We start from the raw sequence: 20,729 nt of genomic DNA, 5'->3' as shown, positions 1-20,729 counted from the left end.
CATTTAAAACAACCCGCTATTAATAAAACGGTTATTAATCCAATGGAAGGTCTTTAGGATTGGAATCACCTCTCCACTGGTTAGCAGACCAGGCTGTACTTGAATTTGCAAACTTGTTCATTCCGAACTTAAGGCTATATGCATCATACCCTAATACTCTTAAGTAAGCCGTAATAACAGCTGAAGTTTGTCCTGTATAGCAGTAAGTAACTACTTTTTTATCCGGATCAATATTAGACACACCCGCTTCATCACTTGAACCAGGACTTACCAATAATGGATTTAAACGATAAGCTCCATCAACATGCCCAAAGGCACTATAGTCGGTAGTATTGAAATAATTATTTACGAAGTAACTGGCAGGACTATCTAATACATCAGAAGCTTCTACACCTTTAAAGCCTTGAGATATGATGTATTCAACACGTTCTTTTAAAATATCTACACCTTCGGTTGCTGTTGTTGAAAATTCAGGAATATCATAAACTCCCAATGAAGGTTCAGAAGCGTCAAAAGACCAGTTTGAATGACCATCACTAAGGTCGGCAATTGCATTGTCCCACGAAGCAGCAGTTGATTCACTCCATCCTGACATTCCCCATTTTAAGGCTTGTGCATCATGATATCCATACAAGCGTAACAATGAAGTTGCATAACAAGCTGTTTGACCAGTATAACAAACAACTAAAATAGGTTTATCAGCTGAAGCAGCCTCCGTTAATATATCGGAAAAAGCAACATTATGCGCACCCGCTATATGACTGGTATTATAAGCATCAGCATTTCTTATATCAATAATATATTTTCCACTTACATCTCCACCATCCGGCGCCGCCATAACAAACTTTTGGCCGTCGGAATTTTTAAGCACATGATTGAGATCCATATCTATCTCAATCAGATAATCCATTAAAGTTTCAGCAGGATTAACGGATGCAGTAGGATCAGTATCATCTTTACAACTGGTAAATACGATAGAACTTATGGCAATAACCATAAAAAAATAACGAAATAGATTTTTCATAACTCTTGGATTTAAATTAGAAATTGATTTGAATAATTATTATTAGCAGCCCCCTCCGTCATCATGCTTTTCACCTCCTCCGGCAAGCATTTCAAGGTTTTTCTCGGTATAATCAGGATACGATAACTCCCAGTTCTTCCATCCATCTTTAAGTACCAGTATTTTTTTATAACCCATATGCTGAAGCGTTTGAGCAGCAAGCATCGAACGTTTTCCTTTTTTACAGTATAAGATGATTGTCTCATCCTTGAGTGGCATATATAATCCCTCGTTTTCCCAGAAAAGCTCATTATTGATATTAAACTCAATACTTCCCCTGGGAATATTTACTGATCCGGGTATATATCCATAATAGAATTCATCTCGTTGGCGTACATCAATAACTGTATACACCTCCTCTGAATCCATTATCTTCATAACTTCATCAGGCTTAATAATATTAACTTCTTCGGAAGCCATACCCACCATCTGATCGACAGTAAGATTCGACGGGCTGTTAGTGCAAGAGATTACAACCCATAATATGATTGAGTAACTAACTAATTTCTTCATGATATGCAGTTTTAATTTTCGGTTTGTTCTAATTCTTCATAACCTGTAATCATTGCTTTTAGGTTTGATCCAATTGTGTGTCCTGTGGTAATCAGATATAAATGAATCATTACAAAAACAACCAATAGAAATGCGCCCAACGTATGCAATACAGCAATAGTCTCCAGTCCTTCAAGCGCAAACGGATTGTCGGGATAATGAAAGTATAGATATAGAAAACCTGTAATTAGCTGAACTGGAAAAACCAAAATAATCAGCCCAAAATAGACGATACGCTGTAATGGATTTAACTTTGATTCAGGTGTTTTGGGTACAGGATGTGGTTCATTTCTGAAAATACCGGAGATATAGTACATTACTTGCGACTTCACATTATTACGAACCGGAACAAACTGTCGACTTTGTCCAGTTACAATCATCCAGAATAAGGCAAAAATGGTGAGTACCAGAAATGCCCATCCCGAGGCAGAATGAAGACGCACCGATTCTTCAAATCCAAACAAATGGTACGAACCATGTATCTCAAATCCAGTAAGCCCCAAAGTGATGATCAACATCATCTGTGTCCAATGCCAAAACCGTTCAAAACGACTATATATTTTTACTTTTTCCATTTTACTTATTTTTAAAATATGCAATGAGGCGTCCTGCCAGATGAGCAATTATTCCAGCCAAGGCGAGATACATTAATCCAATACCTGCGTAATCAATCGCCTTTGATTTGTCACGACCGGGTAAATAAAAATCAGTAAGGTTTTCCAGCCTGCTATCATCCGAATGGCACTCGGTACAACGAAGCGTTTCATGTTTGGGCGAAACCATATGGTTAATGGGCCAATACGCTTCTGTTGAAATAAAATCGTAACTCCCACTATATGGTCTTTCATTGTATTCCATTCCTAAACGAGCTGATTCATCCCAATCAAAGTCTTTCCAAAATGCCCCTTCTCCTTTTTGAGCAGACCATAATTTCATATTTATTAAAGTATTGTATTCAGTGTCATACATCTGCTTACCCCTATGAACTTTAACAGGCCAAATTTTAGATGTAGAATCAAGATATTCACCAAACAACTTGTTAATCTGAACAGGTACTTCTGTGATGGTATCAGAGGTAAGAAAATGATCAGCAGTTCCATTAAACCAGTAATATTCAGGCTTAACATCAGTGTCCCACACAAAATTCCCTTTTATCGACAGGTAATTATGATTGCCATCTGCATCATTTTCGGAGTAAGGCTCTTCCGTTTCATCCAACATTCCGGCTGATGACCAATCCCAGTACAATTTCGTAGCATTGGCTTTAGCATATACAGGTATATGACATGATTGACAGGCCACTTTAATATAATGCTCATCAATAACAGCATCGTTATGAGGGGTTGAGGAATGGCATTGTTCACAGTCAATTCGATTCACATTCATTGATGATACCGAATACAACTTCCCTTTTATATTATGCCTTTCTGTTTTATGACAATCAATACATGCCATATCTGGTCCATCATAACTCATATGTACATCCACATGTTGTGTGCACGATAGTAAAGCCTCCTCAAGATCTCCGTGCTTAACATTATTTCCGCCACCTCCGTAAAAATGACAAATACCACAATTATTCTTTTTGGGTAAACCTACATTTTGAGCAACATATGGATAATCCGGAACCTGATAGCTACTGTTAGCTGTAGCAGAGGTAGCTGGCATTCCTGCTTGTCCTTTTTGTTTGAAATAAGTATCTGTTTGATCATGACAAACCAAACAATCGATATTTCTGTTATCCGAAAAGTCAAATGACTTATCTTTCCAGCCTAAACCAATATGGCAACGCATACACGAGCCATTGTTGCCATTAGCTCCGGTACAGAAATTATTAATCAGATTCTTCTTTCCGATACTAACTTTTCCTTTTCCATCAATCTCAGTTTCACGCTCCCATTTCCAATGAGCAGTTGACATTATTTCTTCATCTCTTCCCGTATGGCAACTTAAACATGCCTCAGTAACATTATGAGGAGATTCAAAATCTTGTTGTAAAATTTCAAATTGAGAGTGGTCAACAGATGTGATATGCTCTGAAGATAATTGAGCATTCACTTTATGTGGCTGTCCCCTCAAGCTGGCAACCTTTACTGTTATTAACAGCACACCAATGGGTAATAGCAAACTTACCAGCAAGGCCGTTAGCGTATTAGAGAATTTTTTCATAATTAAATTGGATTTGATACAAATGTATATTTGCTGAAATTTTTCTCTAAATAAACAGGCTGGCAACGCATACGCATTTTAGGGGTAACTCATCAAGGTTATTTATGATGCAGATCAATCTTTTTATTGATAATTTTCGTATGTTTGATACAAGATCCTTAAAATCATCTATATGCCCAAGTCAGTTGTATTTAACGGTTGTTCCGTTGGTGAAAATCCATTATGCTGTTTTGATGAACTCTCTAATGAAGAAGTCTCCTTTTTTGAAGAAAACAGTGTTGAAGTAAATTACAAACGAGGTGAAACCATTTGCAAGCAAGGTTCATTTGCTTCTCATATAATGGTTCTGAAAAAAGGTTTAGCTAAAATTTATCTAGAAAATGGTAATGATTCACTGATTTTAAAAATATTACCTGCTATTAACATTATAGGTCTTCCTGCCTTATTTGATGGAAATTCAGTATTTCCATACAGTGCACAAACATACATGGATTGCACCATCAAATTGATAGAAATAAACGCCTTTAAAAGTCTGATAGAAAAGAATGCATTATTCGCCAGTAAGATAATTAGCATGCTGGCTGAAAATTCAGTGATTATTAATGGTCGCTTCTTTTGTTTAACCAAAAAACAAACCTATGGAAGATTAGCTGATGTATTATTATGCCTGGCTCAAAGAATTTATAAAACCGACAAATTTCCCTTACAACTAACCCGAAAAGATTTAGCTGAAATAGCAAGTATGTCTATTGAAAGCACCACTAGGATTTTAACAAAATTTAAGGAGGATGGCCTCATTATAATACATCCCAAATTTATTGAAATTACTAACATTGATAAACTCACCGAAATAAGTCAAATAGGTTAAAACATTAGTATATTGAAGTATATACACAAACGAAGAAAGGCTTTGCAATGCAAAGCCTTTTCTCATTTGGATTTTTATCTGATTTAAGGGAAAGGGTAATCTTTTCCGTTTGTTAAATATATATAAATTTTAATCCCTACCAATAAATTATTGTTAAAACAATATTTAAATCACAACAATTACGAAATTGTAAATTTACAGATTTAAAAATAGACCCCTATGTTTTTAATGATAGCAAGGTGAATTTTAATAAATTCCAAATTACACCCCCTATTTTTAAGGAATCGAAGCGTTATTTTGTATATTATCCACAAACAACCCCCTTTATGCAAAAATATAAATAAAAATTCACAAACTCTTTATTTATATTAAATCTACATAAGTAATTTGGAAATTATGGCTGCATAAACACGAAAAGACAATCGATTAATTATTTCGATCCTGAAACTTAATGTCTTTCAACATTACCTGAAGAGTTGTTACACCGTTGTAAAAATTTTCTTCTACTGTATAACAAATATCGAAGGCATTATTCTCTTTAATTTTCTTTAAAGCACTTCCCATCGAAAAGGCAATTCCTTGTTTAATAGCTGCAGAATGTTCTTCTATCAACTCCAACTTCAGGTGATCTTTGTCTTTACCTACCGCTTTGGTTGTGCCGTAATCGAATACATTTCTAGTAACAAAAACAGGTTTCATATTACCTGGACCAAATGGGCGAAATTGCTTAAGAATACGGTTAAATTTAGGGTTGATATCCTTTAAGTGCAGTAATGAATCAACATCTATTTGAGGTACCAATTGTTCAGGTAGAATATTTTCGTCAACATATTTTTCGAAGCGCTCTTTAAAAACCGGAATGTTTTCAATTTTAAGAGTTAAACCGGCTGCATACATATGACCTCCAAAATTCTCAAGTAAATCACTGCACGATTCAATTGCTTTATAAAGATCAAAACCTTCCACTGATCGGGCACTACCTGTGGCAAAGCCTTTAGATTCGGTTAATATCACAGTAGGACGGTAAAATGACTCTGTTAAGCGAGATGCCACAATTCCAATTACTCCTTTATGCCAATCAGGATTATACAAGATGGTAGACTTTTTCTTTAATAACTCTTCATTATTAGCAATCAAATCATGAGCCTCAATAGTGATACTTCTATCCAAATCCTTACGCGTTTCGTTACTGGCATCAATGTTTTCACTCATTTCCTTAACCAGATGTTCGTTTTCCTGGTTACAAACCAATAACTCTACAGCATCACTTCCGGCATCAATTCTACCGGCGGCATTAATTCTCGGACCTATCTTAAAAACAATATCGCTTATTGTAATTTCACGTCCTTCCATGCCCGCAATCTTAATAATTGATTTCAATCCAATTCCCGGACTGGAATTAAGCTTTTGCAACCCATAATAAGCCAGAATCCTGTTTTCTCCAATAATAGGAACTATATCCGATGCAATACTAACTGCAACCAGATCTATCAAATCGTATAACTCCGATTCTTTAAAATCATTGAAACGACAGAAAGCCTGCATCAATTTAAATCCAACACCACAACCTGAAAGGTTCTTATCGGGATAATGACAATCGCTTCTTTTCGGATCTAAACAAGCAGCAGCTTCAGGTAATTCGTCACCGGGCGTGTGGTGATCGCATATAATAAAATCAATACCCTTTTCTTTAGCGTAAGCTACTTTCTCAACTGCCTTAATTCCACAATCTAAAGCAATAACAAGCGTTATTCCTTGTTCGGCAGCAAAGTCAATGCCTTTATAAGAAATTCCATACCCTTCTTCGTAACGATTAGGAATATAAAATTGAAGTTTCTCGTAATGAACTTTTAAAAACGAATAAACCAATGCAACACTAGTTGTACCATCCACATCATAATCACCATAGATCATAATGTTCTCGTTTGCATCAAAAGCTTTGTTTATTCGGTGAACAGCCCTTTCCATATCTTTCATTAGAAAGGGATTATTTAAATCGGTAAGTTTTGGGCGAAAAAAAGCCTTGGCCTCATCATAATTTGTGACCCCTCGCTGTACCAAGAGATTGGCCAACACATGATTTATATTAAGAACCTCAGCTAAGTGACTAACCATTTCGGGGTCACTTTCGGGTTTTATGCTCCACCTTTTTTCCATTAATATTAAGCCCGTTTATGACCTCAAATTTTTCTAAAAAAATGCTTAAATCAAAAAAACGTTTAAAAATAGTAACGTTATTTACGCATTATACAATTTATTTAGCAAGTTATATATTTAACCATCACTTGCTTAATTCCAGGTTAAATATTTTTGATATTTTTTTCAACAATATTTCTTTTACTTCTTCTAAATTTACCGGCTTTCCTAATTCTTTCTGAAGAGAAGTTACTCCCTTATCAACAAAGCCACATGGGTTTATATGATTAAAGTAGCTTAGATCGGTATTCACATTTAATGCAAAACCATGCATCGAAACATATCGACTAGCTTTTACACCTATGGCACATATTTTTCGTGCCTTGCTAGGTACCGTTGTATCCAACCATACTCCAGTGGCTCCATCTAAACGTTCACCATTAATCCCAAACTCGGCAATTGTATCAATTATTGCCTGTTCCAAATTATAAATATAACTCCTTACCTGAAGGTTCATTTCTTCTAAATCAAAAATTGGATACCCAACAATTTGACCAGGTCCGTGATAAGTGATATCTCCACCTCGGTTAATTTTATAGAAGGTAGCATTAATCTTATTCAGAAACTGCTCGTTGATTAGAAGATTATTTTGAACACCACTCTTTCCCAATGTATAAACATGTGGATGTTCAACAAATATCAAGTGATTGGTGATAGACTTTAAATCCTCTGGATGTTCACGGTTAAAAAGTTTAGTATCTATAACCTGTGTGAATAATTCTTCCTGATGGTCCCAAACTTCTTTATAATCACTAATTCCTAAATCTTCAAACTTTGTAATGGCGGATTTCATATCTGTTACTTTAAGGCATTAATATGTTTTTCAGCATGATAGGAAGAACGTACAAGAGGTCCACTCTCAACATACTTAAATCCTTTTTCCAATCCCACCTGTTCATACTTCTTAAATTGTTCCGGGGTAACATATTCCGAAACGGGCAAATGATTTTGTGTTGGTTGCAAATACTGACCAATAGTCATCACTTTCACACCAACCGATAACAAATCATCCATAGCTTCAAACACCTCTTCTTCAGTTTCGCCCAATCCAAGCATTATACCCGATTTAGCAACCATTCCACCGTCCGCTATATACTTCAATGTCCGCAGGCTAATATCATATTTAGCTTTGGTACGTATCACAGGAGTTAATCTTCGAACCGTTTCCAAATTATGAGAAATTACCTCCGGCTTAGCATCCATAACTGTTTGCACCAAATGATGTAATCCATTAAAGTCGGGTATTAAAACTTCCATGCTGGTATTTGGATTCAGCTCCTTTGTTTTTCGGATGGTAGCCGCCCATATCTCAGCCCCTCCATCTTCCAAATCATCTCTGTCAACAGATGTGATAACCGCATGCTTTAATTTCATGATTTGAATAGATCGGGCAATACGAAGCGGTTCCTTTAAATCAACCGGATTGGGTTTGCCCGTTTTTACATTACAAAATTTACAGGCTCGCGTACAAATATCACCTAAAATCATAAAGGTGGCAGTTCCACGTCCCCAGCACTCAGCAGCATTCGGACATTTACCACTGGTACATATGGTATGTAATTTATTATCTCGTATGGTTTTGTGCATCCAATTGTAATCTGCAGTATTAGGTAACTGAATTTTCAACCAGTCGGGTTTGGACACTCTACTTTTAATTTTCACCATTTTCTCAAACTATTTATAAGCCAAATGAATTGACAATATTACTTAAATTTTGGCTCTTAAAACATGAATAATATCGGCATTACTACTTTACCGTTCAACCGTAAATCTTACAGCTAGAAGAACACAACAAATTATGCAATGTTCATACTTAATTAGTTAAAGATTTTAAATTCAACAATTCAATGCTGCTAACAACCTGAATTTTGTCATGTTGCATGTAGATTCAATAATCTATCTTGCAGGTTCTTTGGGAAAACAACAATCTATAAACAATAAATATTTATAATGAAACAAATCTTAGCATTAGCTACGGTGGCATCATTTATTTTAGGCGCGTGCAACACCAAACCCAAAACAGAAGAGGATATGAATCCATTTTTCACAGACTACAATACTCCATTTAATGTACCTCCGTTTGATAAAATTGAGGTGAAACACTATCTGCCTGCTTTTGAAAAGGGAATTGCCGAGCAAAAAGCTGAGGTGGAAAAAATCATCAATAATCCGGAAGCACCAACATTTGAAAACACCATTGTAGCTTTGGATTATACAGGCAACCTATTGAGTGAAGTCTCATCTGTATTCTTTTCATTGAAATCGGCACATGGAACTGATTCTTTACTTGCTGTAGCACCGGAAATATTAAAGCAACTCAGCAAGCATAACGATGATATTAATTTAAATCCTGATTTATTTAAGAGAATTCAGGAAGTTTATACTCAAAGAAACAAACTGGAACTTACTAAGGAGCAATCAATGTTACTTGAAAAAACCTATAAGGGTTTTGTTAGAAGTGGTGTTAACCTGGAAGGACAAGACAAAGAAAAGCTTCGCGATATAAACATGCGTTTGTCAGATCTTACCAACCAGTTTAATATGAATGTTCTGGCAGAAACGAATGATTTTAAATTAGTGATTGATAACAAAGATGATTTAGCTGGTCTACCAGAATCTTCAATCATAGCTGCTTCTGAAACAGCCAAAAACCAAGATATGGATGGTAAATGGGTTTTTACTACTCAAAAACCAAGTATGTTACCTTTCTTATCTTATGCACAAAACCGTGATTTACGCGAAAAGCTTTACAAAGGATATTATATGCGTGGAAATAACAATAACGACCACGACAACAAAGATATTCTGGTTCAATTAACTAATCTACGAGTTGAAAAAGCTCATTTACTTGGCTACGAAAGCTATGCTGATTATGTATTAGAAGAGCGTATGGCTAATAAAGCCGACAATGTATATGAGTTACTTGAACAGTTGTGGGATAGAGCTATTCCGGTTGCTAAACAAGAACGTGCATCAATGCAAAAGATCATTGACCGGGAAGGGGGTAATTTTAAATTACAATCTTGGGATTGGTGGTATTATGCCGAAAAAGTTCGTCAGGAAAAATATGATTTGGATGAAAACGAAGTACGTCCTTACTTTGAACTAAGCAATGTTAGAGATGGAGCCTTTGATTTGGCCGGCAAGTTATTTGGCTTACAGTTTGAAGAAATAACAAATGATTTTCCAAAACCTCATCCTGATGCCCAGGTGTTTGAAGTAAAAGAAGCAGATGGGTCACACAAAGGTATATTGTATATGGATTTCCACCCACGAGCAACTAAGAGTCAGGGAGCCTGGTGTGGAGCTTATCGCAAACAACATAAAGTAAATGGTGAGAATGTTCCTCCGGTAGTTAATATCGTATGTAATTTCACTCCGGCTATTGGTGATAAGCCAGCTTTATTAAGCTTTGATGAAGTAACAACTCTGTTTCATGAGTTTGGTCATGGGTTACATCAGCTATTAAGCGATTGTACTTACAATATGCTATCAGGAACATCTGTACCTCGCGATTTTGTTGAACTTCCTTCTCAAATAATGGAAAACTGGGCAGGTGAACCAGCTGTAATGAAAGAGTATGCTCGTCATTACAAAACCGGTGAAGTAATTCCAGATGAATTAATCAACAAACTTCAAAACAGCGGACACTTTAATCAAGGTTTTGCAACTGTTGAATATTTAGCTGCGGCACTTTTAGATATGAACTACCATACGCAAACAGAAGTAAAAGAAATTAATCCTGTTGAATTTGAAGAAGATTACCTGAATAGTATTGGACTTATCCCAGAAATCATTTCGCGATATAAATCTACTTACTTTAAACATATTTTTGGTGGTGGATATATGGCCGGATATTACAGTTACATATGGTCAGGTGTGTTAGATGCAGATGCATTTGAGGCATTTAAAGAAACCAGTTTATACGATCAGGAAACAGCTAATGCTTATCGTACCAATATCCTTGAAAAAGGAGGTACTGATGACGCTATGACCATGTACAAAAACTTTCGTGGTCGCGAACCTAAAATTGAAGCATTAATCCGTCAAAGAGGCTTAGAATAAAAAATTAGCACTCACACAACTTCAATATAATTATCAAGGGGCTGTCAAATATCTGGCAGCCTCTTTTTATGTAAAAAACTTCACACACACGGGTTATAACGACATGTTAACTCTGTAAGGTCCAAAAAATATAGTATTTACATCTTCTGTTTTATAATGATTTTTCGTATAAATGTTTTATTTTCATATTTTAATGTAACCTAATCTTACAATATTCGTTAAAATCACTAGCTTTATTTCGAAGTTGTAATTTAAATCCAACATACATTTATTAACTCAAACTAAAATTAACATGAAAAAAATTCTTTTATTATTGGCCGTCATTGCATTTGTAGCTACATCATGTGGATTAAAAACCAACGCACAGGATGATACTAAAGCCGAAGAAACTACCACAGAAGTTGTAGCTGCAGAAACCGAAGATAAGGCTTGTTGCGAAAAAGATAGTACAGCTGCCTGCTGTGAAAAAGATTCAACAAAAGCTTGCTGTGAGAAAGACAGCTTAAAAACTGATGAAGTAGAAGCTCCTGAGGAAGCAGAATAGGGTTCTCAATCATCATAAGAAATTCAAAGGCCGGTTTTCCCGGCCTTTTTTAATGCCATAATTTATCATGACTTCTTTTTTTAAAAAAAAGTTGAAATTTAAGGTAGGGTAAAACAAATTTCAAACGGTATACTAATGACTAGGTGTTTGAAAGTTGAAAATAACCATAAATTTAATGTCATGAAAAATTCACTATTTGCAGTTGCGGCAGGCTTATTAATAGCGTTTACTGCTTGTAATAAAAACGAAAATCTTGTTCCTGATCAGACCATTACAGATGTTGATCTGACCATGACAACAGAGTCGGTAGTTACTACAGATGCTTCAATTGAAGATGTAGTGGAAGCTACCGAATATGAAGTTGAACTATATTCCGGAACCTCCGAAATAGTATCCCTGGTTGATGTAAATATAGATGCGCCAGAACTTAAATTCGGCGGAAGAGATAATCCATTTAGATACAGGTATAGAAATGGTGTTTGTCCTGATGTAAATGTTGATTCTGAAAATGGTACTTTCCCAAAAACCATTACACTCGACTATGGTGATGCAACAGAATTAAACAACGGACGAATTATTTCCGGTATCATTGAAATAGTTATCTCAGCACCTCGCACTGTAAGTGGAGCTACCCGTACAATTACTTTTGATAGTTTCACTGTTGATTCGGTTTCAATAGATGGCGAAATAGTTAAAACTTTTGAGTTGGATGAATATACTATCAGCATAACTCGAGACCTTACATTTACTTTAGCTGATGGAACCATAATTACTATGGTTGGAGAACGCACTAAAGTATGGGTTGAAGGAATGGATACTCCTTTTAATCACGAAGATGATATTTTTGAAATTACTGGTTATTCTTTAATCTCAGATTCAGACGGTAATGAATTCAAAAAAGAAATAACCATACCTTTAATTAAAACCGGTGATTGTAGATACATCGTTTCAGGTGAAGTAACACTCACTCAAGATGATGTAATATTTGCAGTAATTGATTATGGCGATGGAACATGCGATAACATTGCAACCTACACAACTGAAGATGGTACCATAGAATTTATCATTGGCCAAAAAGTCAGAGATAAGCAAAAGCAAAATGGTAATAAATAATATTTCCCGTTCACCAATTGAACAATTATTCCCGGAGTTTAGAACGCTATTCTTCGGGAATTAAAAAGAAATTACAAAGCATATTAGTAACTTAGCTTATAACAAAAAACAATATCTTGAGGCGGGAAGATTTTAAAAATCTGTTTGATACACATTTTGACGCACTCCGAAATTATCTCTTTTATCGATATGGAGATGCTGATCTGGCAACCGACATTGCGCAGGAAGCCTTTCTTAAATTGTGGGAGAAACAGATTGATAAGCCACCCGAAGAACAAATTAAACTACTATACAAAATAGCCAAAGATGATTTAATCAGTAAACTTCGACGGCAACAGGTTGAAATGAAGTTTAATACAAGACCTCCTGATAAAACAAAGAGTATTACACCAGAAGAAGAATTAAATTACAAAGAACTAAAAATCAGATACGAAAGAGCCCTGAAAGAAATGCCGGAAATTCAACGCGAGGTTTTTTTAATGAGTAGAAATGATGATTTAAAATATCATGAAATAGCAAACCGATTGGATTTAAGCATAAAAGCAGTTGAAAAAAGGATGAAAAATGCCTTACAATATCTCAGAGAAGCACTGACAACATTATGAAAAAGAACCTACCATATAACAATCATATTTCAGATGATGAATTCCTAAATTCGTTACCCGAAATTGAAACTTCTTTCTCTAAATCGAAAGAAGAAGTATGGGACGAATTGTCGGGTTTGATGGAAGACAAACAAAAGATCACTATTCCTCCTACTGTTACTTTAAACCGTTTTACCTTCAGACATAGGGTTATTTATGCTGTTGCAGCACTTGTTGTAGTATTGTTAGCCACTGGAGTTTTTATCCGTTTCTATACTAAAACGGTAATATCAGAAATGGGTCAACAAATAACAGCCCTACTGCCAGACGGATCAACCATTGAATTAAATGCCGGTTCAACCATTTCGTATCATCCCTATTATTGGAAGTGGCAAAGACATGTACATTTCGAAGGAGAAGGATTCTTTAAAGTTCAAAAAGGTAAATCTTTTGAAGTTGTATCTGCTAAAGGAAAAACCATGGTTTTAGGAACCAGCTTTAATATCTACTCACGTAAAGATGAATATAAGGTAACCTGTTACACCGGTAAAGTTCGAGTAGTGAATAATAGTAGTGGACAATCAGCCGATATTGAACCGAACCAGCAAGCTATGATTGATAATGGCCATGTGATTAAACAGGATAAAACCAATACAGAAAATACAATTTCATGGCGAGATGGTATGTTTATTTTTACGGCTGCACCCATCCTTGACGTATTGGATGAGATTGAACGTCAATACGGCGTGATAATTAAAACAAAAGAGAAACTAAATTATAATTATACGGGAAATTTCACCAGAGATCAATCCATTGAAGATGTATTACATACAGTATGTTTAGCATTAAATCTTACCTATAAAAAGGTAAATAATGGTTATATGGTGAGTAAATAAACAATGAGTGAATAAGTTTATCTTACTTTTATTCATTACACTTAGTTCAGTACAAATAGTAGCTCAAGAGGAAATAGAAGTTAATTGTACTGATAAGCCCTTAAATGAACTGCTTATTGAATGGCGAGAGTTATACAATATGCAGTTCTCATTTGATGATGAACTCTTGTCTCAATTTCTAATAACTAAATTAGAAAGCTATGCATCGGCAGATTTAGCTATTAGTGATATTTTAAAAGGACTGCCTCTATCCTATCAAAAAAACAACAACACATATATTGTATTTAAAAAGAAAATAATCGTCCACGCTTCTACTTACCTTTTATCAGGTAAGGTTATTGAAAAAGGCACCGGGGAACCTCTGCCTTTTTCTCATATAGAAGTTAATGAATATCAAACTATCACAGATATTAAGGGTACTTTTAGTAACACTTTTAACGACAGTGTTTTTTACGTAAAAACCTCGCATTTGGGTTATTATAAGTTAGATACCATATTAATTGGTACACATTTTCATTCTATAGAATTGACCCCATCATTTGTTGGCTTGCCCGAAATAAAAGTCACTAATAATATAGTAGAAAAATCAGCTCAGGTTGGTGAAAAATCAGGATTGATAAAACTCAATCATCAAATAGCAGAATACCTTCCCGGAAATGGTGATAATTCTGTGTTCAACCTTTTAAAATTACAACCTGGTGTTACAGCGTCGGGTGAAAACCCAAACGACTTAATACTTTGGGGCAGTTCGGAAGGAACCAGTATTGTTCAATTTGATGGTTTCACCATATGGGGACTTAAAAACCTGAATGATAATATTAGCGCTGTTAATCCATACATGGTTAAATCAATTGATATTAATAAAGGTGGTTACGATGCTACTTACAGTGATTTTATTGGAGGTATTGTTGATATTTACGGACGAAATGGGAACCGGCTAAAACCTTCATTTCATTTCTTTATAAATAATCAAACCATTAACAGTATGCTGGAGCTGCCGATAGGAAAAAAATCAAGCCTGGTAACGGCATACCGCCAAAACTATTACGATCTTCTTTCCTCAAATGATGTTCATATTCAAGAGGTAAACAACATCGACAGATTTAACTGGGACTATAACAGGCCTGATTACACTTTTAAAGATTTAAATATTAAATATACATTTCAGGGTGATAACGGAGATCTTTTTTATATCAGTGCTTTAGGAGGCGGTGATGATTTAAAAATTAATGCCCAACGCGATTCAACCTATAACCGACCCAACGGAAATTTATCTATTAGAGAAAAATTGGATGTTAGTGAAAAAACAAATCAGGTTGGTGCATCAGCTTTTTATGGTAAAACATTTTCTTCAGCATATTCCTCATCTTTAAAATTAAGCTATTCATTTTACGATAACGATTACAGTGTGTACTCTTACCGAACCATCAGGGACAATGAAAGGTTAAGATACTCAAGAGACGCAACCAACGAGATTCAGGAGATAAAAGGAGACTGGCAAAATTTATTTCAGATTAACCAAAATCATGACATCACAGCAGGTTTATCCTTTATTCAGAACAACACCATGTTAAAGGAACAGCTTAATAACGCAACCAATATAGACCTAATTAGTCACGCATCAAGAGTGGTGTTTTACGCCCAGGATGAAGTAAATCTGATGAAAGATTTAAGATTAACTGCAGGTATTAGGGTGAATTATCCTACCCATATTAAAAATACTAATATTGATCCGCGCATAGCTCTTTCTTATAAACCGGGTTTATTCAAATTTAATGCTTCGTGGGGTTTCTATCATCAATTTATTGTGCGCACCTCAATTATGGATGAAGATAATCGCATTAGATATGCATGGTATGTTGGTGGCTATAATAATGTACCCATATTAAAATCTCAACATGCTGTATTAAGTGCAGCTTATACTACAAACAATTTTTTATTTAGCCTCGATACCTATTATAAAGAAAATTCAAACCTCACACGGTATATTCAATTCTCGCAAGCTAGCTACATATCAGATGGTCAAAGCAAAAGCTATGGTTTAGACGTTTATGTCAAAAAGGATTTTAATGGTCACTCTATATGGACCAGCTATTCATTAGGTAGAACCGAAGAATGGTACGATTACTATACTGATGAAACCTACCGCAGAGCACCTCAGGACCAGACACATGAATTTAAAATAGCAGGTTTGCTAAATTTAGGTTCCATACATGCATCGGCAAGTTATATTTATGGTTCAGGCTTTCCATTGTTTACCGACAATATCAAATACGAATATGACGAGCAGGATTACAACAGAGTAGACATATCCCTAATATACCAATTTAAAAGCCAACACTTTGGTGGTGAAATTGGTCTGTCAATACTCAATTTACTCAACACTGATAATGTCAAGTACAATAGTTTTCAACTATTACCAATTGATGAATTTAATACCGTATTAGTTAATGAGGAAGCCATGAAATTCACTCCTCTTTTGCACCTAAAGATTAAATTTTAAACTACCTGAATTTGCTTGCATTTTGATGTAACCGCTTCCTTTTCAATGGTAGCAATTTGCATCATCCCCCATGTACTTACATACCGAACAATTAATTTTAACGGGTTATGCTCTATATCAAAACCTGTTAAATATCCTGATCTTAATCGACCCTTATACATAAATCTTATCTGATCCCCAATACAGATATTATTGGCTTTTTGCCAATTAACTATTTGATGATATGCATTTATGCTTTTCACTCTTAAGCGTTTAATACTATTCAACTTCTCCTAACAACGGTTCAAAAATAGGAAAGATAGTAACGCAAAAAACTATCCCTTCAGTACTATATGACTAACTGTAAAAAGACTTCCATAAACAGCTTTAATTATCGGATAATTATTTAATAGTTTTTACTTTTACTCAACCTAATCCTAATGAATGAATTCAGACACAAAACATATAACCTTATCAAACAGTAATTTAACAAATCCCAAGGTGTGGTTTGACAAACTTTTTAGAGAATTTTACACTCCATTATGTCATTTTTCCATGACAATAGTACCCTATAATTCTTTAGCGGAAGAAGCAGTACAAAATGTATTTGTGCACCTTTGGGAAAAAAGAAAAACCCTTGAAATAAAGAATAACGTTAGAGGGTTCTTATATCAATCGGTTTACAACGAAATATGTTGAAAAATGGTCTGACCAATAAAAGAACTCATTCATGTATTTTCAGCTATTTGAACAGCAAGATTTACTTAATTATTTATTTGAATTAAACCCCGATCCTTCTTTCAAGAAAGGTCAAAAACCTCAATCATACCCAACTAACATTATTATTAAAAACAATGAACTAATTTATTATGAAATAGGATATTCTGATGAAGCTATCAATGAATTTTCAATAGAACTAAATAAAATATTTACTCAAACAAACTAATTATTGAAAGAAGGGGCCGGCAATTGTATTACCAAACCCCTTCGGTCCATTCCCCGATTATTGTACAATAGTTTGCTCTTTAATAAGCATTTTCGCCTTTTCAACCTGATTTGGAAACAAGTCAACCGGAACCTTATCACCCCCCAATTTTTTAAGCACCATATAGCGTGCACAGTTTTGATTATCTCCCATACAATACTTCCGCTTATAACCTGCTGCAGTAGCAGGCATATTGCTCATTTTTTCATTAAAAAACGGACAACCTTTTACTTTCTCACAAACTGCCATTTAATTAATATTTATCTCAATTTTCATTGTCGACTGAATGTATTTTAACCTATACATTAGCCCTAAACTTTTTAATATTTAAATTTAATAGACAAATATTCTAACATGTGAATAAGAATTCCCTAATTTGATATAGGTAGAATTACTATTTAGCATTTAGGGATTCAAATGCTTTAAATAGTAGAAAAAAATGTTTTGAAAGTGATATTATTGTAATGTTCTTTCGAGTTCTTCTAATTTTAATACTCCCTGCCTGATACCCTTAACAACAAGGTGTATGACATTTTTACATCCGGTTTTTTTATAAATATTCTCCTTGTGTTTATCTACTGTTTTTTCAGAAATAAATAAGGCACTTGCAATTTCGGCACGTCCCATGCCATTGCATAAACATCTATAAACCTCTAATTCTCTATGAGACAAACCTGTGATTACCTGGCTATCCTTTTTGTTTTGTAAACGCACTTTTGTATTAACGGATAAAGCCACAATCATTTTAGGGCAGAAATAATTTTTATTGGATAAGGCAGCGTTTAATGCCTCGGTAATATCTGTAAAATTACAATCTTTCTGCAAATAACCATCAACACCAGCAGCTATCATTTTTTCAACATACTCAACCTTTTCTATTGACGATAGGCCCAAAACTTTAATATCAGAATAATATTTTTTTATAAAGTCGGTAGTATACAAGCCGTCGCGTTTAGGCATAAGTATATCCATAAAAAAAACATCAACTCTTCCACCGTTTTTCAGAAAATGTATTACATCTTCCCCATCAGAAAACGTAACTACTTCAATAACTTTACTATTTTGTAGCAAAATAGTTTTTAAACCTTCCCTAAATAAAGGATGGTCATCTACAACCCCAATAATATACCCCATCTTAATTAAATAATTCTCAATTCCCCAACTTGAAAATAATTATACCCCTTGAAATACTATTAAGACACAAAAATAGAGAATAATATCACATTCCCCTAAATATGATACATTTACATAAACCTAACCACTCATATTTATTAATCAACCAATTAATAATGTGTCATTTAAACACACTAAACAAATTGATATTAATAGCTTAAAATGTAACAGGATAAGTAATAATAACAGAAACATCTACTTTGTGAACAATAGCTGAGAAATAAAAAAGCAGCGATAAATCGCTGCTCTCTACTACTTAATATACTTGTATCGTTTTATGCTTTTCTTAGGTGTTTTTTCAAACTCCTCCGGAAACAGAGTTGCTTTCTGAATATTCATGTAAGACGGCAACAACTCATTTGCCTGTTTTTTAATATTCTGAAGTTTCTGTTCTATTTGAGCTTTGTTTAATCCTTCCGAATCTGTTACTTCATAATCGGGATAAATTAAAGCCTCCAGTTTACCCTCATAATCTCGAACAAGGCACTCCTGAACATACTCCATTGAATTAATCACGGCTTCAATTTCCTCAGGATAAATATTCTGGCCCGAAGCTCCCAGCAACATATTTTTACTACGTCCTTTGATAAATATGAAGTCATCCTCATCAATTACTCCAAGGTCACCAGTATGTAACCAACCTTCTTCATCAAAAATCTCATTTGTAGCTTCTTCGTTCTTATAATACCCTAATAAAGTGTTTTCACCTTTCACTAATATCTCACCCACAATATTATAAGGATCCTGCGAATCTATTTTCACCTCCATCCGATCAACCAACTGACCGGCAGAAAATTTCTTTGACTCAGTCCAGGGTGCGTAACTAATTAACGGTCCACACTCAGTCATACCATACCCAATGGTAAACGGAAAACCGATTTTGCGTAAAAATAACTCTACGTCTTTATTAAGAGCCGCTCCACCAATAATCATTTCTCTGAATTCTCCACCAAAGGTCTCAACCAGCTTATTTTTAATTTTAGAATAAACCACTTTATTCAATACCGGAATTTTGGTCAATGTTTTTACCTTAAATTCCTCCAATTGTGGTTGCACCCTTTTCTTAAATATCTTTTCAAGAATAAGTGGTACCGATAAAATAATATGAGGTTTCACTTCGCGGAATGCTTGTGTTATTATCTGTGGTGATGGCGTTCGTGTTAAAAAGGTAATATGACACCCAACCGTAAAAGGCCATAAGAATTCAAACAAACAGCCATAAGCATGTGCAAGCGGTAAGAAAGATACAACACGTTCTTCAGGTTTTAATATTAAATGCTCGCGTGCATAAACAATGTTTGACCATATGCTTCTATGAGGCAACAACACCCCTTTTGAAAAACCTGAGGTACCTGAGGTATAAGATAAAACCATTAAATCGTCAGCTCCAATCTGAGGGAAATTAAGTTTTTCAACATCAAAATTAGATCCGTCACCCTTCAACCATTCCTTTGCTTTATCAACGGCTTTTGAGAACATGCCACTCATATTATCAACCAATGATGCGCATCGGTTAATCGACATGATTCCCTTTAGTTTCGTCATTTTTGTTTCATCCAGTTTATCAAACAATAGATCGGTACTAAACAAAACCTTCGATTCAGAATGATTTACAATGTGGTGAATATCTGCCGAATTAAAATCAGGTAGAATAGGAACAATGACAGCACCATAGGTAATAGTAGCAATATAAACAACTCCCCAACTAGTCATATTCCGACCAATTAAGGCAACCTTATCACCTTTTTGTATTCCAATTTCTTTAAATAACTGATGTGTTCCAAGAATTCTTTCACCCACTTGCCCGTAGGTTATTGTTTCACCTTGAAAATCACTAAATGCATTAAGCGCAGTATTTTCTTTAAGTGTGGTTTCAACCAGACTTAGATATCCGTTTTCAATCATAAAATTGAATTTTATTAGCCAAAACAATCGACCAAAATACACTAAAAATCTATATCAGGGACACATTTTCAACAAAAACCCTGCCAATAGAATAGTCTAATTTTAAGTATCCGAATCAGAAAGTTAATGAATTA

The 20,729-nt window shown here is 34.8% G+C and carries 20 protein-coding genes; 9 read left to right on the top strand and 11 right to left on the bottom strand.

What is annotated here, in order from left to right:
• Positions 1 to 34: 34 nt before the first annotated feature.
• From KEM10_RS14765 to KEM10_RS14750, 4 genes are read right to left on the bottom strand one after another with little or no spacing between them, the layout of a single operon-like run.
• On the bottom strand, positions 35 to 1,024 hold the full coding sequence (locus KEM10_RS14765) for a rhodanese-like domain-containing protein (RefSeq protein ID WP_212216799.1): 990 nt from the start codon (positions 1,022 to 1,024) through the stop codon (positions 35 to 37).
• Between the two features lie 42 nt (positions 1,025 to 1,066).
• Entirely contained in the window at positions 1,067 to 1,576 is a 510-nt protein-coding gene (locus KEM10_RS14760) for a rhodanese-like domain-containing protein (RefSeq protein ID WP_212216798.1), read from the bottom strand.
• An 11-nt stretch (positions 1,577 to 1,587) separates the two neighbouring features.
• Entirely contained in the window at positions 1,588 to 2,190 is a 603-nt protein-coding gene (locus KEM10_RS14755; RefSeq protein ID WP_212216797.1) for a cytochrome b/b6 domain-containing protein, read from the bottom strand.
• Between the two features lies 1 nt (position 2,191).
• On the bottom strand, positions 2,192 to 3,784 hold the full coding sequence (locus tag KEM10_RS14750; RefSeq protein ID WP_212216796.1) for a tetrathionate reductase family octaheme c-type cytochrome: 1,593 nt from the start codon (positions 3,782 to 3,784) through the stop codon (positions 2,192 to 2,194).
• A gap of 172 nt (positions 3,785 to 3,956) precedes the next feature.
• Between KEM10_RS14750 and KEM10_RS14745 the strand changes: the two genes are divergently transcribed.
• Positions 3,957 to 4,652 carry a Crp/Fnr family transcriptional regulator gene (locus tag KEM10_RS14745; RefSeq protein WP_212216795.1) on the top strand — a complete coding sequence of 232 codons (696 nt, stop codon included), beginning with the start codon at positions 3,957 to 3,959 and terminating at the stop codon, positions 4,650 to 4,652.
• A 426-nt stretch (positions 4,653 to 5,078) separates the two neighbouring features.
• On the opposite strand, the gene recJ is transcribed toward KEM10_RS14745, so the two are convergent.
• The 3 genes from recJ to lipA all read right to left on the bottom strand — a co-directional run bounded on the left by recJ (position 5,079) and on the right by lipA (position 8,513).
• Positions 5,079 to 6,809, bottom strand: a complete 1,731-nt coding sequence (recJ, locus tag KEM10_RS14740; protein WP_212216794.1) for a single-stranded-DNA-specific exonuclease RecJ — start codon at positions 6,807 to 6,809, stop codon at positions 5,079 to 5,081.
• 124 nt (positions 6,810 to 6,933) lie between these two features.
• A complete protein-coding gene (gene lipB, locus KEM10_RS14735) occupies positions 6,934 to 7,641 on the bottom strand; it encodes a lipoyl(octanoyl) transferase LipB (protein ID WP_212216793.1) in 708 nt (235 codons plus the stop codon).
• A gap of 5 nt (positions 7,642 to 7,646) precedes the next feature.
• Positions 7,647 to 8,513, bottom strand: coding sequence for a lipoyl synthase (gene lipA / locus KEM10_RS14730; RefSeq protein WP_212216792.1), 867 nt, complete (start codon positions 8,511 to 8,513; stop codon positions 7,647 to 7,649).
• Between the two features lie 285 nt (positions 8,514 to 8,798).
• Here lipA and KEM10_RS14725 point away from each other — a divergent pair, with 285 nt between their 5' ends.
• From KEM10_RS14725 to KEM10_RS14700, 6 genes are all read left to right on the top strand, one after another.
• Complete coding sequence (locus tag KEM10_RS14725) at positions 8,799 to 10,913, top strand: M3 family metallopeptidase (protein WP_212216791.1); 2,115 nt, start codon at positions 8,799 to 8,801, stop codon at positions 10,911 to 10,913.
• Between the two features lie 292 nt (positions 10,914 to 11,205).
• Complete coding sequence (locus tag KEM10_RS14720; RefSeq protein ID WP_212216790.1) at positions 11,206 to 11,457, top strand: hypothetical protein; 252 nt, start codon at positions 11,206 to 11,208, stop codon at positions 11,455 to 11,457.
• A gap of 180 nt (positions 11,458 to 11,637) precedes the next feature.
• Entirely contained in the window at positions 11,638 to 12,570 is a 933-nt protein-coding gene (locus tag KEM10_RS14715) for a hypothetical protein (RefSeq protein WP_212216789.1), read from the top strand.
• Between the two features lie 116 nt (positions 12,571 to 12,686).
• Entirely contained in the window at positions 12,687 to 13,175 is a 489-nt protein-coding gene (locus KEM10_RS14710) for a sigma-70 family RNA polymerase sigma factor (RefSeq protein ID WP_212216788.1), read from the top strand.
• Positions 13,172 to 14,050: a FecR family protein gene (locus tag KEM10_RS14705; RefSeq protein WP_212216787.1), complete on the top strand. Its 879-nt coding sequence runs from the start codon at positions 13,172 to 13,174 to the stop codon at positions 14,048 to 14,050. The genes KEM10_RS14710 and KEM10_RS14705 overlap by 4 nt, the downstream gene beginning before the upstream one ends.
• A 7-nt stretch (positions 14,051 to 14,057) precedes the next feature.
• Positions 14,058 to 16,553, top strand: a complete 2,496-nt coding sequence (locus KEM10_RS14700; RefSeq protein WP_212216786.1) for a TonB-dependent receptor — start codon at positions 14,058 to 14,060, stop codon at positions 16,551 to 16,553.
• Here KEM10_RS14700 and KEM10_RS14695 read toward each other — a convergent pair.
• Positions 16,550 to 16,795 (bottom strand): hypothetical protein, encoded by a 246-nt coding sequence (locus tag KEM10_RS14695; protein ID WP_212216785.1) that lies wholly within the window; start codon positions 16,793 to 16,795, stop codon positions 16,550 to 16,552. The genes KEM10_RS14700 and KEM10_RS14695 overlap by 4 nt on opposite strands.
• A gap of 181 nt (positions 16,796 to 16,976) precedes the next feature.
• Between KEM10_RS14695 and KEM10_RS24985 the strand changes: the two genes are divergently transcribed.
• Entirely contained in the window at positions 16,977 to 17,231 is a 255-nt protein-coding gene (locus tag KEM10_RS24985; protein ID WP_212216784.1) for a sigma factor, read from the top strand.
• A gap of 31 nt (positions 17,232 to 17,262) precedes the next feature.
• Positions 17,263 to 17,478 (top strand): hypothetical protein, encoded by a 216-nt coding sequence (locus KEM10_RS14685; protein ID WP_212216783.1) that lies wholly within the window; start codon positions 17,263 to 17,265, stop codon positions 17,476 to 17,478.
• A gap of 57 nt (positions 17,479 to 17,535) precedes the next feature.
• On the opposite strand, the gene KEM10_RS14680 is transcribed toward KEM10_RS14685, so the two are convergent.
• The 3 genes from KEM10_RS14680 to KEM10_RS14670 all read right to left on the bottom strand — a co-directional run bounded on the left by KEM10_RS14680 (position 17,536) and on the right by KEM10_RS14670 (position 20,595).
• Positions 17,536 to 17,766 (bottom strand): hypothetical protein, encoded by a 231-nt coding sequence (locus tag KEM10_RS14680; RefSeq protein WP_212216782.1) that lies wholly within the window; start codon positions 17,764 to 17,766, stop codon positions 17,536 to 17,538.
• A gap of 207 nt (positions 17,767 to 17,973) precedes the next feature.
• Positions 17,974 to 18,651 carry a response regulator transcription factor gene (locus KEM10_RS14675; RefSeq protein WP_212216781.1) on the bottom strand — a complete coding sequence of 226 codons (678 nt, stop codon included), beginning with the start codon at positions 18,649 to 18,651 and terminating at the stop codon, positions 17,974 to 17,976.
• Positions 18,652 to 18,942: 291 nt separating this feature from the next.
• Positions 18,943 to 20,595, bottom strand: a complete 1,653-nt coding sequence (locus tag KEM10_RS14670; protein ID WP_212216780.1) for an AMP-binding protein — start codon at positions 20,593 to 20,595, stop codon at positions 18,943 to 18,945.
• Between the last annotated feature and the right edge of the window lie 134 nt (positions 20,596 to 20,729).

The organism is Carboxylicivirga linearis, from assembly GCF_018271995.1.
Classification (GTDB): Bacteria; Bacteroidota; Bacteroidia; order Bacteroidales; family Marinilabiliaceae; genus Carboxylicivirga; species Carboxylicivirga linearis.
This window is presented reverse-complemented; position numbering and strand designations above follow the sequence as displayed.